The sequence below is a fragment of the Microbulbifer maximicatervae (SeqCode) genome (genome assembly GCF_052466985.1).
The window spans coordinates 3,639,092-3,655,156 of sequence record NZ_CP174298.1 but is presented as its reverse complement, the minus strand read 5'-3'; the positions used below and the strand labels follow the sequence as shown (position 1 = coordinate 3,655,156).

Below are 16,065 nucleotides of genomic sequence, written 5' to 3'. Positions count from 1 at the left end.
AATGAAAGTTAGAGCCCAGATAGGCATGGTGCTGAACCTCGATAAATGTATCGGCTGTCACACCTGCTCGGTGACCTGTAAAAATGTGTGGACCTCCCGCGAGGGGGTTGAATACGCCTGGTTCAATAACGTCGAGACCAAACCCGGTGTTGGCTACCCCAAAGAGTGGGAGAACCAGGACAAATGGAACGGCGGCTGGACCCGCAAGAAGAACGGTAAATTGCAGCCGAAGATTGGTGGCAAGCACCGGGTACTAGCCAACCTGTTTGGCAACCCGGATATGCCGGAGATCGACGACTACTACGAGCCGTTCGATTTCGACTACCAGAATCTGCACAAGGCACCGGAGCAGAAGCACCAGCCGGTAGCCCGCCCGCGCTCGCTGATTACTGGTGAGCGTATGGAAAAAATCGAATGGGGCCCCAACTGGGAAGAGATTCTCGGCACCGAATTCGAGAAGCGTAAAAAGGACAAAAACTTCGAGCAGGTGCAGGCCGACATTTACGGTGAATTTGAAAACACCTTCATGATGTACCTGCCGCGCCTGTGCGAACACTGCCTCAACCCGGCCTGTGTTTCTGCGTGCCCCAGCGGTGCCATCTACAAGCGCGAAGAGGACGGCATTGTTCTGATCGATCAGGACAAATGTCGCGGCTGGCGCATGTGCGTATCCGCCTGCCCCTACAAGAAGATCTACTACAACTGGAAAACAGGTAAATCTGAGAAGTGTATCTTCTGTTACCCACGTATCGAGGCGGGTCAGCCAACCATCTGCTCCGAGACCTGTGTGGGCCGTATCCGCTACCTGGGCGTACTGCTCTATGACGCTGACCGCATCGAGGAAGCCGCTTCTGTAGAAGACGAAAAAGCGCTCTACCAGGCCCAGTGCGATATCTTCCTCGACCCCAGCGATCCCAAGGTCCAGGAAGCTGCCCGCGCTGAAGGTATCCCCGAAGCCTGGCTCGAAGCTGCGCAGAAATCTCCGGTGTACAAGATGGCTATCGACTGGCAGATCGCCCTGCCGCTGCACCCGGAATACCGCACCTTGCCCATGGTTTGGTACGTGCCACCCCTGTCTCCGATCCAGAACGCAGTACAGGCCGGCCAAGTGGAAACCGTTACCGTGGGTCGCGGCGCCGAGATCCCCGATCTCTCCACCCTGCGTATCCCGCTGCAATACCTGGCCAACCTGCTCACCGCCGGCGACGAGAAGCCAGTGGCCCGTGCCCTGGAACGCATGATTGTGATGCGCGCCTATATGCGTGGCATCCATGTGGACGGCATTCAGGAGCGCGAATTGCTGGAAGAGGCTGGTCTGACCGTAGCCCAGGTAGAAGAGATGTATCGCTACATGGCATTGGCCAATTACGAGGATCGCTTCGTGGTGCCCTCAAGCCATAAGGCCTACGCCGAAAACGCCTACGACATGAAGTCCTCTTGTGGTTTCAGCTTCGGCAACGGCTGTAGCACCGGCAACGACAGCACCAATATTTTCGGTGGCAAGCAACAAGCGGTGCGCGAAGTAATACCCGCCAAAGTAGTCGACTAAGGTCGAGCGGAGAATACCGATGAAAGTACTAAACCTGATCGCTCGCCTGCTGGATTACCCGTCTGATGAGCTGGTGGCGCACCTGGATGAGCTGACCAGCTGGTTGGCTGAATCCGAGGATCTGGATGCTCCGTTGCGCGACAAGCTGCTGGCATTTATCTCCCATTACGAGCGTATGGATGCGCTCGATTGGCAGAGCGAATACGACGGTCTGTTTGAGCGCGGCCGCGCTGTATCCCTGCATATCTTCGAGCATATCCACGGCGAATCCCGTGATCGTGGCCAAGCCATGGTAGACCTGACCGCGCGCTATCGCAGCGCTGGTCTTGAGCTGAATGAGCGCGAACTGCCGGATTACCTGCCCACCTACTTGGAGTTCTGTGCCACCCAGGGGGAAGCAGCCTACGGCTGGGTTCACGATATTACCCATGTGATTGCCCTGTTGAGCGCGCGCTTGTCCAAGCGTGAGAGTCCCTACCACCTGTTGATGGATGCGCTCTTGCAGATGGCAGGGGTATATGTCGATCTCACAGCACTCAAGGAAGAAGTCGCCAACGAAGAACGTGACGATACCCCCGAGGCGCTGGACAAGATCTGGGAGGAAGAGGCCGTTAGCTTTAGCGGCGCCAACAGTTGCGACCAGTCAATAACGCGGCCCAGCAATGCGCAGCTGCGCGACGGCCAGCCCCTTAACTGGGCCAACGCCGCGCAGAATTCTGCCCAGCCCGCACCACAGGAGTAACAAGATGAACTATCTGAATACGCTGCTCTTCGCCATCTACCCCTTTGTCGCCCTCACGGTATTTCTGGTGGGTAGCCTGATCCGCTACGACCGGGATCAGTACACTTGGCGCACCGGCTCCAGTCAGTTGTTGGAGCGCAAGCAATTGCGCATCGGCAGTTACCTGTTCCATATCGGCGTGATAGCCATTCTCGCGGGCCACTTTGTCGGCCTACTCACACCCAAAGCGGTGTGGCACTTCCTCGGCATTGAAGCTTCCACCAAGCAGATGATGGCAATGGGGATCGGTGGTTTCTTCGGGGTGATCTGCTTTATCGGTCTCACCATTCTGGTGAAGCGCCGCCTCACCAACAAGCGCGTACGCGCCACCACTTCCAAAATGGACTTGGCCATACTGCTGATGCTCTACGCGCAATTGATCCTCGGCCTGATCAGTATTGTGGTATCTGCCGGCCATATGGACGGTGCTGAAATGCTCAAACTGATGGCTTGGGCTCAGTCCATTGTCACGCTAGATGGTGCCGGTGCAGCTGCTGCAATCAGCGGAGTGAACATCATTTACAAGCTGCATATTTTCCTCGGCATGACACTGTTCCTGCTGTTCCCCTTCAGCCGCCTGGTACACGTATGGAGTGTTCCGGTGCAGTACTTCCGCCGCAATTACCAGGTAGTTCGCGCCAAAGCCGCGCGCTAATCCCTGCAACTATTAAATGGCCCGCCATGAGCGGGCCCAGTGTGGAGTTGAGTCATGAATACATTACTGGCCACTGATGCTGCCGGCGGCGAATTTGAGATGGCCGAGGTAGTGGCCGTCAACGGAACTGAAATCCCCGCCGACCTGATCTACCAAGAGATGCAGTACCAGCCTGCCGATTCTCCGCGTCAGGCGATCTACTGCGCCGCACGCGCTCTGGTTATCGGCTGGTTGTTACGAGATCGAGCCGCAGGGCAGGGTCTCTGCGCTGCCGACGAAGACTTGCACAGTGAGGCTTTCGATCGCGCAGTCTCAGATCTATTAAAAGGCGAGCTACAGGTGAACCCGGCAACCGACGCCGAGTGCCGCGCTTACTTCGAAGCCCACCCGTATAAGTTCCGCTCCGATCCCCTCGCAGAAGTACGCCATATCCTGATCCCGGCTGCACCGGATGACTCCGAGGCCTGCGCCAAGGCACGCACCGCAGCCGAGAATATGCTGGAACAGATTCGCGCCGACTCCAATCCGCTACAATCCTTCGCTCGTTTGGCCCAATCCCACTCAGCCTGCTCCTCCTCCGAAGCCGGTGGCAGCCTCGGCCAAGTAGGGCGCGGTGATACCGTCGCCTCCTTCGAACGCGCCGTGTTCGAGCAGGGCACCGGATTGGTAGCGGAACCCGTGGAGACTCCATACGGTGTGCACCTGATTTATGTGGAGCAATGCGAACCGGGCCGCCCACTGGAATACGAATATGTCTCGGAGCGTATCGAGGAATACCTGACCGAAAAACGCCGCCGCCAAATGACCAGCGACTACCTGCAAAAAATGGTGCAGGCCGCGCAAATCTCTGGCCTGGACTTATTGGGGGAGGCCCACTGAAGTGGCAGAGATTCGCCAACTGTTCGCGCGTAATCGCGCTTGGGCGGAAGATAGGACGGCACAGGACCCGGAGTTTTTCCAACGCCTGAGCCGCCTGCAAGTACCCAAGTATTTATGGATCGGCTGCTCCGATTCCCGCGTGCCCGCCAACGAGATTGTGGGCATGGCACCGGGGGAGCTGTTCGTTCACCGCAATATCGCCAACGTGGTGGTACACACGGACTTTAATTGCCTCTCGGTGCTGCAATACGCCGTAGAAGTACTCAAGGTGGAACACGTGGTGGTGTGTGGCCATTACGGTTGTGGCGGCGTACAGGCCGCCATGGGCCACAGCGAATGTGGCCTGGTGGATAACTGGCTGCGCCATATCAAGGATGTCTACGCCCGCCACCGGCAAGAGCTGGAATCCCTCGATAAAGAATCCCGCTCAGCGCGCCTTTGTGAATTAAATGTGATGGCGCAGGTACAAAACCTGGCCATGACCAAAATAGTCCAGCATGCCTGGGACCGAGGCCAACGCCTCAGCCTGCACGGCTGGATCTACGATATTCGCGACGGCCTAATTAGAGATCTGGGAATGCGGATGGACGACCGCGGCCAGGTGCCAGAGATTTATCATGTTTATGGTGAAGTGCAGGAGGAGGGGTGAGTTTATAACTGCTTTATCCCCTTCGAGACCATAAGTATAAATAGCGCAGTTGCGTTTAAATATTTTTAGAATGCAGCGTTTGATTCCGCTTCGCTTCTGCTAAAGCCGACGGCTATCAGCATCAGGTAGGGCGGAGCGATACCGCCTTCTCTTTCCAAACTACAAAGAGGGTAACCATAAATACCGTTATCCTCAATCACATGTTCGACCCATGCTTATCTTTATTTCTTCTAACTCCCAATACTGCACTGAGTGCAAGACACAGTGATTAAATCCCTAATATGATAAATAAATAGCGGTTTATTACTGATAGGGCCCTCAAATACCTGAATTACTTAAGCTGCGAAATAAAGCCAATGCACTCAAGATCGCGGGATACTGGCGTAATAAGAGCTAGAGCTAGAGCTAGAGATAGATTTTGGTGAGGAGATAATCAGTTGGCAAAAAAAGAAGGCTAAACCCTAGAAAGAGCTGAACAACTTTTAGAAGTACAAAATCAAATTGATCATTTGAACATCAATTTAGATATGTGAGTTATACGCTAAAATCTCTCTTTCTCCTATTCTGCGCTTGCTGCTCCCCGTAGCACTCTGCTTTTCCTAAAACGCTACTTTATATGCCACTTTATCGTCTGAGTTCTATCTGATTTTCGAACATCTATAGGAGACAAAAAGACTTATCTTAAAACCTTCGATTACTGAAGACTCGATATTTAAAAATTATTCAAATTTAGTAACAAGAAATTAAGGATAAGCAGACAAAGATAAAGAGTTTTACGCCCCCAGATTGTGGCTTACTTATTATAAATAAATATATTCGCGAATAAATGAAAATCATTAAGTAATTTATAAATTCATAAAATTAATAAACACTTCCGATATTTATCCTCACGAAAAAAATATAACTAAAACTGGCATCAAATACCATGTTTATCAAAATTTGTATCCCTCCGAACTGACGGAGAAAAGCGTCTTATAGGAGTGGAGATAAGAGGACTTGGAAGTTGAATATTACTGCAGTTTAAGTGGGCCCAATTTTTTTCTTCTCCAGCGATGATTAATGTAGATGCATTACCCGTAAGGGATGAATACCCAGCGTATTCACGCTTCTACCTATTCTAATTACTAAAAATAGGAAATAATGAACATGAAAAAGATCCTTACCGCGCTCGCCCTGGCAATTGTTAGCACCGGTGCAGCCGCTGACACCTGGTCTCCCCAAGGTACCATTGGCCTGGCCAATGTAGGTGATATAAAAGTATCTAAGGGTATAAACCTTACTTGTGGTCTATCTGGTAGTTCTACTACAAATTCAGCAGGTAACGCCTCTGTGGGCAGCTTGTCATTGAATACTGGTTTCCTTTGTGGGTCAGTTAGCTTTACCAATCTGCCCTATACATTGGTAGGTAATGCAGGGAATACCGTTACCCTAAAAGATGTAACTGTTGCAGCTATTACCGGCAATTGTTTTGGTGATATTACCGGTAGTTTTAACCAATCAACCGGAGAAATTACTTTTAATGCCGCGGTACTCCCAAGCGTAGGTTTTGGTAGCGACTGCAAAATAACCGGTACTATCTCCACAAATCCCCAGGCATCTTTCGTGCCATAAGTAACCTTTAAAAACCCAATATCTAAAGTAGAGTAGTCAGAAAGTACTGGCTACTCTACTTTTGCCCGGTCTGTATATTCAAGGAAAATAAAGAAATCTGTTTTTAGGTAACCTCTGATCAACGAAGTATTTTTTCTAGAATTAAGCTGAATAGCCTAAAATGAATTTTTCACGCGCAAACGCTTAATTTTCTCGTAATAGATCTCTGATTTTTCACCTGAAGTCCTCAATAGGAAGATTTCAGGTCCATCCTCCCCAGGCAGTCAAATATTTTCTTCTTTTAGTCAGTTGGTAGAGCCTGCTAGCGAGCACAGTCTCTCAGTATTTTTTACCAGTCCCCGATAGCGGACTTTGTCATAACCAAATACCAGCTTGATGTAGCGAAAGGGGTGTTCGACCTTCGCTCTTATCTGCGACTTGATCTTTTCTGCCTTACGGAGCGCATCACGCCCTGGAAGAGTTTTTAGCTTGCTCGGCTTCACTGCTATGTACCAATCCGCCTCCTGTACTTATAACTCTTCACGCTTCTCCATATCAATATACCCAGAGTCACTCTAAAACTGGCATCAAATACCATGTTTATCAAAATTTGTATCCCTCCGAATCGATGAATAAAAGCGTCTTATAGGAGTGGAGATAAGAGGACTTCGAAGTTAAATATCAAAGCAGTTTAAGTGAGCCCGATCTCTCGCTTCTCAAGCGACGATCAATGTAGATGCATTACCCGCAGGAGATGGATACCTATCCTACTCACGCTTCTACCTGTTCTAATTACTAAAAACAGAAAACAATGACAATGAAAAAGATCCTTGCCGCACTCGCCCTGGCTATTGTTAGCACCGGCGCAGTTGCTGACACCTGGTATCCTCAAGGTACTATCGGTATGGCCAACGTCGGTGATATAAGAGTATCCAGTAGTTACCACTTTACTTGTGGTCTATCCGGTAGTATTACTATAGATTCAGCTGGTAACGCCTCTTTGGGCAGTTTGTCACTGAATACTGGTTTTCTTTGTGGAGCAGTTTTCTTTAACAATCTGCCATATACATTGGTAGGTAATGTAGGTGATACAGTTACCTTAAAAGACGTAACCATTTCAGGTGTTACCGGTAATTGTTTTGGTGATATAAACGGTGATTTTAACCAATCTACAGGAGAAATTACTTTTAATGCTGCAGTAATCCCAAGAGTTGGTATTGGTACGGACTGCGAGATAAGCGGAACTATCTCCACAAATCCCCAGGCATCTTTCGTGCCATAAGCAGCCTTAAAAAGTCTGATATCTAAAGTAGAGTAGTTAGAAAGTACTGGCTACTCTACTTTGCCACATCTGTATATTCATAAAAACCCAAGATATGTTTTTTTAAATATCAATCATTGTCAGAAAGTAAATTTCTCATCCTCTTTTTTTAATATGCCTTCCATTAGTTGATACGTTAGCTTTTATAACTAGGGATGTTAATAATATACCAAATGTACAGTTATATGGTTTGTTATAAATTTTCATTTTCGCCTCAAAGTTACTTTAGATCTTTATAAGAAGACAATGCAGGGAGACTAGGATATTCCCAAAATAAAGTACAATTGGGAGGTGTGTGGCTAGCCTTAGCAAACAATCATCAACCGCCCGCTATACGATCGATCGATGATTTATATGAGTGAAAAGAAGATTAGAAATGGAGGTATTTTCAAGTATAGCCAGTCTGAAACACCAATAAGACACTATAGAACCATTAGTGTCTTACTGGAAATATAAAAATTAGAAACGCTTATTTAGACTAAAGCCTATAATACGCGGATCCAGGGTAAATACATTGGTGGTAAGGCCGGAGTCATCGCTATTGGTAAAGGCGCTTGTGATAGGCGTATCATCAAAGATATTCTTCACATACAACTGCATTTGCAATTCTGATTCCGGATGAGTAAGGGTCGCTGACGCATTGAAGTTATCCCAGGCTTTTAAGCGGTCATACTCGGTATTATAGACCCGCGCATAACTCTCAGACTGTCGATAGTAATCTGCACGTAAAGCTAATTCCCAATCTGAAAGGGGAATAACATGCTCCACTGCTAAGTTAAACGTTAACTTAGGAGCATTTGGTAATTCATTGCCACTTAGGTCAGCAGAAAAACCACGCCCGCCATTTGGGGCATCTGTTAGGGGGTTATATTGGGGCAGATCGTAACCGAAAAGAGCTAAAATTTGATCATATCTTAGTGGAGCGTCAATCGCATCAGAGTATGAGCCCCACTGGCTTGAGCCTGCACATAATGCCCATAGGGGTGTCATGAAAAATATAGGCTCCAAAGCAATAGCAGCTTCAACATACTCGACTGGGGCAATACAGTTGGAAGGTACCTGTAAGGAGGGCCGCAGTACGGTCCAATCTTCATTCCCCTGGGTACGATCCATGACATCTATGGATTCCTCCCCTTCCGCTATGCGGGTTCTTAAGTAACCCACATTCATATTCATCCTGGTACTCTCTGTCATTTGCCATGCCAGCTCTAACTCCAGTCCCATACTTTCTGCATCAAAGTTTTCGTTTAATGCGATACGGTCAACAATCTGAGAAACCTGGTAGTCGGTATAGTCGTAATAGAAGGCAGTTGCGTTTAAGTTTAGGCGGCCATCCAGCAAAACATTCTTGGTGCCGAATTCAAGGGAATTTACGAATTCCGGCTCAAAAGTGTTGTCTAGTGGCTGATATTGAACCCGCGCAGGGTCAATCTCCGCCCGTGGTGGGTTGGAGCCGCCTCCTTTATAACCGTGAGCAAAAGAAACATAGAACATTGTATCATCGGTAAAGGGGGTATCTGTTCGCCAGTCCAGCACCGCTCGTCCGGTATACTCCTTCCAGCTTTGAGAAAACTTCTCCCCTTCAGGATATCCCATATGCGTATAGCCACCTGAGCTGTTACCTGGAACAGTAATACCATCTTCATGATACGTACCAAGTAATAACTGGCTGGATATAGGGGTGGTAGTTTTTTCGTCATCAGTATAGCGGAGGCCTGTGGTAAGTTTTACATCGTCCGTGATTTGCCAATATGCCTCCCCAAATACAGCCCAGGAACGGGTATCTACTAAGTTACGACTGAGGAAGTAGTTGTGTCCCATTTCATCAATATTATCCAGGGAATTAGGGTCGATATATATACAGTCTGAGCCAACTAAATCTGTGGTGGGGTCAACGCAATTGATCGGAATATTATTGCCATCCTCATCTGTTCCCCGGCTGTAAACATATTCAGCAATCATGGTGAACATATTATTAAAGACAAAGTAGTCATCCTGGGTTTCAAAATTCAGGTAGTTAGCACCGAAGGAAAAATTCCAGGGCCCATCAAATGCAGTCTGCAACCGGAATTCCTGGCTCCACTGTTCATTATCGGAACGGCTGATATCAACTCCCAAAATACCGTCAGAAGGACCAAGTTGTGGGTCAGTATAAATGCCTCCGGGGGTGGGGCCCAATGACCACTGATCACCTATTTCTGCTAGGTCATTAAAGACCGCGCCAGTGGTAAACCGATTATAATCCTGTGAAGAATAGTAATCATCCTTAGCATAGGTAGACTGGGAGTAAAAGGTGAGGGTATCAGATAAAGCCCATTCAAAATTCAGCTGTACCAAGTCATTTTCCGCACGAAATACTGGGTCAAAACTAGTAGATATTTCACGTAAATCTCGCGACTGCTCTACACCGCTGTAGGGATCTTTCCAGTCTGATAAACTACCTCCAAAAAGGTATGGGTCAATCAGCCCCGCTGCTGAAAGTATATAGGCGAGCCCCGTTCCATTGGGTGCATCAAAAGCATCTGCGCTGTATAGTGAACCAGGCAAACAGCCCTGACTTGTCATACCTTTTGATAGACTTGTTGTCTCTGTGTTCCCGACCATGTCATCACCGGGGTCAGTAGTACAAAGCTGCTTACCAGTGCGGGATCGCTTGTCATCTTCATCAAAGTGTTGCCAAATCAAATTAGCATTAAACTTATCACTGGGAGTCCATTCAAAAATGGCACGCGTGGAGTAGAGATCCCGGTCGTTAACATCATTCTTGGTATAAGTATTGTAATCAAAGCCATCCCGCTTGGTCATGGCTCCAGAAAAGCGGAAAGCCATAGTTTCACCCAGCGGTATATTCAACATACCCTTGGTGCGCTTACTATTATAATTGCCCACTTCAACCTCAATCTCTGAGGCGAATTCATCCTCCGGCATGATTGGTAACATATTAACCACACCAGCGGTGGCGTTACGGCCATATAATGTGCCCTGAGGGCCACGCAGAACTTCTACCCTCTGTACATCAAAAAATTCCTGCTCAAACAGACGATTCCTGATTAAAGAAGCATTATTAAAGCTTACTGCAACGGCAGGATCACTACTGGCAGAAATTGACTGAGTTCCCACTCCTCGAATAGAGAAATTGTAAGAGCTAAAGTTTGTTTTGGAGAAGTTAACATTGGGAACGGCTCGCAACAGTTCATTGCCCCCTTCGATCTTTAAAGCATCCATGTTATCCCCAGATAGCGCAGAAACTGCAATAGGCACATCCTGAATGCTTTCCTCAATTTTCTGTGCTGTAACCGTAACTTCTTCAATAGCCGAACCAGAATAGTTACTGGGCTTATCCCCTTGCCCCTCCTGGGCAAATGCTGCCACAGATGCAGTATTTATTACCAAACAGGCAATCGCCACACTGTACCAGGGGGTTGAATAATCGCTTGAGTTTGCGGCGGGGATTGCTTGAGCAATCAAATTTTTTTGTTTACGAAGGCGCATCATCATACTGAGTTTCTCTCTCTTATGCTCACTATTATTTTTTTCAAGGCCAAAACTGCCTTCCTTGGGGCCCAACTAGATTGAAGACGTAAAAAAATGATATTAGGGGGGATGAAAAAGAGGTTAAAAGTTTAAAAATTTTATTTTTTTTAAGTAACGCACAAGAACTTGGCACAATTGAAGTCTGAGCGTTGAAAATCGTGCCTGAATGGTTGGTGGGTATCTATATTAAATAGAAATTTTTCAATAAATAATTTCCTTCAGGATCTCATATTTACATTGTAGATATAATGTAAGTCCTCACAGAATGTTGACGTAGAACAGAATTGTATAACATATGAAAGAAAGAGCTTTTCATAGATATCATAAGGTTAATGTCTAGCTTGATTCAGCTTATTGTCCGTTAAAGAAGCATGGAAATTAAATGTGGTTACTATTTGGTAAACCTAAGTCTTACTAGATAAGTATGCTAGTAGTGAGAATGGCCTTGTCTAAAGTAGGTAGAAAATATCAAAAAAATCATAACACTCTAATATTTAAAAGTTTTTAATTTAAATTCTGGCGTTTGTTTTTCCTCTGACAGATATTTTTCCAGGTAAGCTAATTCTATTAAAAGCATGTCATTCTATTTGGTGAGTTTAGATATATATTATATAGAACTTGATATATCACTCATCAAATAAATTTCTGTAAAAATTCTATCTATTAAATTTATAGCATTTTTCAGGTATGTGATTTTTATGCTCTGATCTGGTGCATGTCTTCCGTTCTTGATCCATCAGTAGGGGCCTAATCCAGTCTTTTTAGGGGGAACTTATACCGATATTTCTTAGCTCTTAGAGGATCAGCTTGAGTTCAAAATACTTATATAAAATCTTCAATCAACAGAGGCATAACAATGAAATTTATCACCACATTAATTGCTGCGGTAATTTATATATTACAGGCAACTATCCAAGATTATAAAATCAGAGAGCGAGAGTATTCCGTTCCACTTTCAACTATGCCAGATAATGTACAGGCACTTGCAGATGAAATGTTTGAAGAAGCAACTAAAGATAAGCAGCTTACTGTAGAGCAAGCTCAACAGATTGAAGCTGGTATTTGGAAGATGTTAGGTGAGGGCGCTGTACTTCAGAGAAATCATGAGCTGAAAAAAACAAGAGAAAAAATATCTTACTTAGGGCAGCTATTGTCTTGGTTTATGAAGGCAAAAGGGCTGACCTATGCACAGATTGAAGAAAAATATAGAAGCGAATTTACTGAATCTGAAAAGGATCTACATAGAGCAATTGTAGAATCTGCCTCTCGTTCCAATCAGGATCTAGTCGGCAAACTCTGGAAGACAATCTGCAAAACCTTTTGGGGGCAGGCAAAGCTATAATCAGAATCCTGATATTTAAGTTTACTTAAATGCCAACCTTATTAAGTTCCTAATAGGTTTATATTAGGAACTTGTAATGGCGCTGATCTTAAACCGGAGGAATATAGTCTTGCTATGATAAATAGAGTAGCTATCCAAATTCCATAGAAAGTAGTAATGCAAATGACAAATCTATGGGGCTCTGGGTTGCTACTCTAAATTACATAGCTATTTATTTTCATTGCTTAGGTCGATAACTTCTATTCTTACCCCTTTATCAACCATCTCGGATAAATGGAATTTGCCATTAGGTTGTTTCACTATGGATTTTTCAATATCACCAGATACAAACTCCCATAGCTCAGGGTTCAGTGCATTTGGCTTTGGTTTGTAAACTTCCGCAGTGAAACCACGTTTTGGCTCATTTTCACGTAAAATAACGATATCACCCTTGTAATCTGGAGCTGTTATTATCGTTAATGTAGTTGTTTCGATCTTATCGCCGAATCCTTTTTTGTTCCACTCTCGTAAAACAACATTAACTTGAGCTTTGTCCAGTTTAACATCATCCGTTTCCGTGCTAGCACAGGTGAAGGATGACAATGTCATTAAAAATAGTAGTAGGATTTTTATAGGTTTTAGCATAGATATTATTACTTACAGTTGGTGGAAGTAATAGTTAAAAGGTTGTGCGTGTCTGGCGGTACAACAATAATTCCTGAGAGCCAGGGAAACATTTTTAATTGTGTCTTAGTATATAATCCATCGCCAGCTTCTTTTTCCCAGTGTGATTCGTACACGAACTCTTTTGAATAAAGCCATACATGCCTACCGCCACTTGACATTCCCAGTCCAAATGGAATATTTGAAAATGTGTTGTAATCTGCGTCTTGTTTCTTGGTTAAATCCAAATAGGTGGTCACTTTATTTTTGCTCGGCTTATAGTTTATAACAGTATTGCTGATCGGCACACGACTGACACTATAGGTACAGTTTTTCTTTACCTGATTGTAGTAGCTCGCAATATGTTCACCAAGACCATCACTAGGGTGCTTAACGTCAGGATTATAATATACGCCTTTCCAGTTATGAGTATTAATCAAGTATTTTGCTAACTCGGTACCTTTTTCTCCAAGTCCACCCACTCGCTTGCTGGAATTAAGCTTTCCAAGCTTCTCAAAACTATATTTAAGAACCCAAATTGCCATTGTTATACAATCGCTAGAAATATGATTTTTATATTTTGTGGGGTTACCTATTTTAAGCTGGCTACCAACATGATTGCTGTGATCATTCATAATAGAATTAATCTTGTCTACAGCATGCTGTGAAAATGTCTTTGTCATACCTAACTTCCCAGTTGTTATTATTGTGGAATTTCCTTATCGAGAACGATTTGATTAGATGACAATAGCCAATTAGGGTCAAGGAAGTGAAAATAGAGATCCTGTACTGCTGAGTTTGTTATAGTGTATTTTTGGCTGATAATATCGCTCTAAAAACGAAGCTATTTCACATCTTCTATTTTTGATATTTATCAATCACAGACATAAATCATTAAGAATCAGAAAGTTAGTACGGTGTATAGTAGGTATGCACTTGGAAGCCTTTGGACCTTGATGCTACTAACGCAAGAAATAACATAGCATTACACCGAGTATAAGAAATAAAAAAATGGGGTGTGATAGATAATCTTCGCCCAAAGTTTTATGTTAAATCAGAGCGCGTTATCTATATTTGGAGCTACATTTCTGAAAAGTGGACTATCGTACCGGGTATGCCTGGTGTTAAGTGTTGGAGTAAACGGCCCTGCTATCTAAACCTTGTAATATTATCTTGATGGCTTGCAGGATACTTAGATAATTAAATAACCTATGGATGTTGCGTTGAAGAGGTTTGTTCTGTGATTGCCGGGGCTTTAATACCTTCAGACTCTAATCTTATGCTCAATAATTTCTTTGCTAATGGATGCAAAGTTGCTGCATCAATCTCTTTGAGTCTACGCTTGCCTAAACGCTTATCCAGTGTGGCTAGGGACTGAATCAATGGGTTCTCGGAGTTTAGAGCTTCATCAACTTTGAGGGTATGAACGAATTCCCAGCAGGCTTGATAGGCATCTTGTCGAGATAACTCTCCATACTCCACCTCACCATAGGATAGTTTCTGCTTTTCACTTACATGCTCAGGCACTTCGGAATCAGTAACCCAGCGATTATCTTTTCTATAGCAATTACCACTCGCTCTATTCCAAAAGGCCCTTGTACAGAAGTTTGCTATGACCTCCTTATCAAAAGTTAACCAGGCATGTCCACATGAACAGTTTCCATAACTGGTACTGTTGATAGAGATACGGCCATCCAGGGATGGAGAAAACTTTTCTTCAACTAGAGATTTCAACTTACTCCACATCATTGGGAGATATTCCTAATTACTAATAACATCTAATTAATAAATCGATTCGATTGCTGTGGCCAATCAAAGATTAGGGTTCTGATAACTGCATCCTTCTACACGAGAACACCAGAACTCTACGCTTTTGTTGTAAGTTACCTTTATAGGGTTGTCCATTTCTAAATGTTTGATCCATGGAGCATATAGATACTTGTTAAGATTAATACCCAGTTGAGAATAAGCTAAGGCTTGAGTAAAGAATCCTAACGTATACAAACTTAACATCATTAAAGATAAGATCACTATCTTCTTCATGGGATTAGCAAATATATTAGTAGAGTTTTGATTGGTCTTAAGTTCATCAATAGTTATACATCCTATTGGCTTAGATATCTACGGGCATTCAATATCTGTACAGGTCGGGGTGTATGTGATCTCCCCTTAAAGGTCATGCTGAAAGCTCATACTTGCTGTACTGCCTGGGACTAAGCTTTTTGTACCTTCCCACTTGAATTCATCTTCTCTTGTCTCAAACAAGTTAAGAATCAATTTCAATATACTGTTTGATTCTTGCGAGTCGGTATAATAGTAATCATGAAATGATACTGTATAGAATATACTACCCAGATGTATTCCTTTGCTATAAAGCCTCATTTCATTCTTTACATCTATGCCATCAAGCTCGTAATAAGCATTGCCGTTTTTTTCATAACTCTGCTCTTTTTGAAAGTCAAAAAGATACCCCGGCCTTGAATATTTTCCAGACTTAAGATGCTTAATCTCCTCATTGCCCCAGGCTATACCGGGTGCAGATGCTGAGGTGGTATAAACCGTGATATAGAGCGCATATTGACCTTCTGGAGATGTGGCGATGATCATCCCCTCACTATCCTCATGGCTCCACTTACCTGGCAGTGAGACGCTCCAGTATTCATGATCAAGGTGTGTTCTTACTTCTAAACCACTTAATTTTTCTACCGGTATATTTGTAGCGCAGGCAGATACAAATATTAACGCTATTAACCCGAAGTACTTATACACTTTTACATCCTACCGAAGGTAAATCAGAATACTCAAAAGAAATCGCATCATATCATTTGGTAACTGATTACAAAAATCGGAAGCTTTTCTATCCAGAAAAAAACTATCTATCGATAGGATCGTCCGGGTTGGAAAAATTACTTATGAGTAGAAAGGGACTTACGTACCGGATATTCATGCCTGAAGCACTTAATGGAAAGGGCATCGCCATTAAAAATATAGGCACAAAAATGATCTTATTGGATTTTATTCAGTTTGTTTTAGTGTCAAAGCTGCGTAAAATCGATTGATATTTATTGGTATTTTGGCCGGAATTGGGTGGCCTTTTGTAGGCAGATGACTAAGGCCAAAGGG

The 16,065-nt window shown here is 44.5% G+C and carries 14 protein-coding genes; 8 read left to right on the top strand and 6 right to left on the bottom strand.

Features of this window, described 5'->3' with window-relative positions; all coding sequences use genetic code 11:
* Position 1: 1 nt before the first annotated feature.
* The 6 genes from narH to ACJJI3_RS16105 all read left to right on the top strand — a co-directional run bounded on the left by narH (position 2) and on the right by ACJJI3_RS16105 (position 6,124).
* Entirely contained in the window at positions 2-1,549 is a 1,548-nt protein-coding gene (gene narH, locus ACJJI3_RS16130) for a nitrate reductase subunit beta (protein WP_444918740.1), read from the top strand.
* A gap of 19 nt (positions 1,550-1,568) precedes the next feature.
* On the top strand, positions 1,569-2,291 hold the full coding sequence (gene narJ / locus ACJJI3_RS16125) for a nitrate reductase molybdenum cofactor assembly chaperone (RefSeq protein ID WP_444906695.1): 723 nt from the start codon (positions 1,569-1,571) through the stop codon (positions 2,289-2,291).
* Positions 2,292-2,295: 4 nt separating this feature from the next.
* Positions 2,296-2,985 carry a respiratory nitrate reductase subunit gamma gene (gene narI, locus ACJJI3_RS16120; RefSeq protein WP_282930422.1) on the top strand — a complete coding sequence of 230 codons (690 nt, stop codon included), beginning with the start codon at positions 2,296-2,298 and terminating at the stop codon, positions 2,983-2,985.
* Positions 2,986-3,039: 54 nt separating this feature from the next.
* Positions 3,040-3,864 (top strand): peptidylprolyl isomerase, encoded by an 825-nt coding sequence (locus tag ACJJI3_RS16115; RefSeq protein ID WP_444940272.1) that lies wholly within the window; start codon positions 3,040-3,042, stop codon positions 3,862-3,864.
* 1 nt (position 3,865) lies between these two features.
* A complete protein-coding gene (can, locus tag ACJJI3_RS16110; protein WP_282930420.1) occupies positions 3,866-4,513 on the top strand; it encodes a carbonate dehydratase in 648 nt (215 codons plus the stop codon).
* 1,146 nt (positions 4,514-5,659) lie between these two features.
* Positions 5,660-6,124, top strand: a complete 465-nt coding sequence (locus ACJJI3_RS16105) for a PraA/PraB family alkane oxidation protein activator (RefSeq protein ID WP_413663995.1) — start codon at positions 5,660-5,662, stop codon at positions 6,122-6,124.
* Between the two features lie 284 nt (positions 6,125-6,408).
* On the opposite strand, the gene ACJJI3_RS16100 is transcribed toward ACJJI3_RS16105, so the two are convergent.
* Positions 6,409-6,606: a transposase gene (locus ACJJI3_RS16100; RefSeq protein ID WP_444940271.1), complete on the bottom strand. Its 198-nt coding sequence runs from the start codon at positions 6,604-6,606 to the stop codon at positions 6,409-6,411.
* A gap of 314 nt (positions 6,607-6,920) precedes the next feature.
* Here ACJJI3_RS16100 and ACJJI3_RS16095 point away from each other — a divergent pair, with 314 nt between their 5' ends.
* A complete protein-coding gene (locus ACJJI3_RS16095; RefSeq protein ID WP_444940270.1) occupies positions 6,921-7,385 on the top strand; it encodes a PraA/PraB family alkane oxidation protein activator in 465 nt (154 codons plus the stop codon).
* A gap of 498 nt (positions 7,386-7,883) precedes the next feature.
* Here the strand turns inward: ACJJI3_RS16095 and ACJJI3_RS16090 are convergent, their stop codons facing one another.
* A complete protein-coding gene (locus ACJJI3_RS16090) occupies positions 7,884-10,922 on the bottom strand; it encodes a TonB-dependent receptor (protein ID WP_444940269.1) in 3,039 nt (1,012 codons plus the stop codon).
* Positions 10,923-11,814: 892 nt separating this feature from the next.
* On the opposite strand from ACJJI3_RS16090, the gene ACJJI3_RS16085 reads away from it, so the two are divergent.
* On the top strand, positions 11,815-12,300 hold the full coding sequence (locus tag ACJJI3_RS16085) for a hypothetical protein (protein ID WP_444940268.1): 486 nt from the start codon (positions 11,815-11,817) through the stop codon (positions 12,298-12,300).
* Positions 12,301-12,507: 207 nt separating this feature from the next.
* Here the strand turns inward: ACJJI3_RS16085 and ACJJI3_RS16080 are convergent, their stop codons facing one another.
* The 4 genes from ACJJI3_RS16080 to ACJJI3_RS16065 form a co-directional block, all read right to left on the bottom strand.
* Positions 12,508-12,924 (bottom strand): hypothetical protein, encoded by a 417-nt coding sequence (locus ACJJI3_RS16080; RefSeq protein ID WP_444906690.1) that lies wholly within the window; start codon positions 12,922-12,924, stop codon positions 12,508-12,510.
* Positions 12,925-12,932: 8 nt separating this feature from the next.
* Positions 12,933-13,625, bottom strand: a complete 693-nt coding sequence (locus ACJJI3_RS16075; RefSeq protein ID WP_444915032.1) for a hypothetical protein — start codon at positions 13,623-13,625, stop codon at positions 12,933-12,935.
* Between the two features lie 526 nt (positions 13,626-14,151).
* Positions 14,152-14,691 (bottom strand): SF0329 family protein, encoded by a 540-nt coding sequence (locus ACJJI3_RS16070; RefSeq protein ID WP_444906688.1) that lies wholly within the window; start codon positions 14,689-14,691, stop codon positions 14,152-14,154.
* 420 nt (positions 14,692-15,111) lie between these two features.
* Complete coding sequence (locus ACJJI3_RS16065; RefSeq protein ID WP_444940267.1) at positions 15,112-15,711, bottom strand: hypothetical protein; 600 nt, start codon at positions 15,709-15,711, stop codon at positions 15,112-15,114.
* Positions 15,712-16,065: the final 354 nt, after the last annotated feature.

What these genes read in the sequence shown, in the direction of transcription:
- narH (WP_444918740.1), top strand. Translation starts at nt 2, where the DNA reads ATGAAAGTTAGAGCCCAGATAGGCATGGTGCTGAACCTCGATAAATGT.
- narJ (WP_444906695.1), top strand. Translation starts at nt 1,569, where the DNA reads ATGAAAGTACTAAACCTGATCGCTCGCCTGCTGGATTACCCGTCTGAT.
- narI (WP_282930422.1), top strand. Translation starts at nt 2,296, where the DNA reads ATGAACTATCTGAATACGCTGCTCTTCGCCATCTACCCCTTTGTCGCC.
- ACJJI3_RS16115 (WP_444940272.1), top strand. Translation starts at nt 3,040, where the DNA reads ATGAATACATTACTGGCCACTGATGCTGCCGGCGGCGAATTTGAGATG.
- ACJJI3_RS16105 (WP_413663995.1), top strand. Translation starts at nt 5,660, where the DNA reads ATGAAAAAGATCCTTACCGCGCTCGCCCTGGCAATTGTTAGCACCGGT.
- ACJJI3_RS16095 (WP_444940270.1), top strand. Translation starts at nt 6,921, where the DNA reads ATGAAAAAGATCCTTGCCGCACTCGCCCTGGCTATTGTTAGCACCGGC.
- ACJJI3_RS16090 (WP_444940269.1), bottom strand. Translation starts at nt 10,922, where the DNA reads ATGATGATGCGCCTTCGTAAACAAAAAAATTTGATTGCTCAAGCAATC.
- ACJJI3_RS16085 (WP_444940268.1), top strand. Translation starts at nt 11,815, where the DNA reads ATGAAATTTATCACCACATTAATTGCTGCGGTAATTTATATATTACAG.
- ACJJI3_RS16080 (WP_444906690.1), bottom strand. Translation starts at nt 12,924, where the DNA reads ATGCTAAAACCTATAAAAATCCTACTACTATTTTTAATGACATTGTCA.
- ACJJI3_RS16075 (WP_444915032.1), bottom strand. Translation starts at nt 13,625, where the DNA reads ATGACAAAGACATTTTCACAGCATGCTGTAGACAAGATTAATTCTATT.
- ACJJI3_RS16070 (WP_444906688.1), bottom strand. Translation starts at nt 14,691, where the DNA reads ATGATGTGGAGTAAGTTGAAATCTCTAGTTGAAGAAAAGTTTTCTCCA.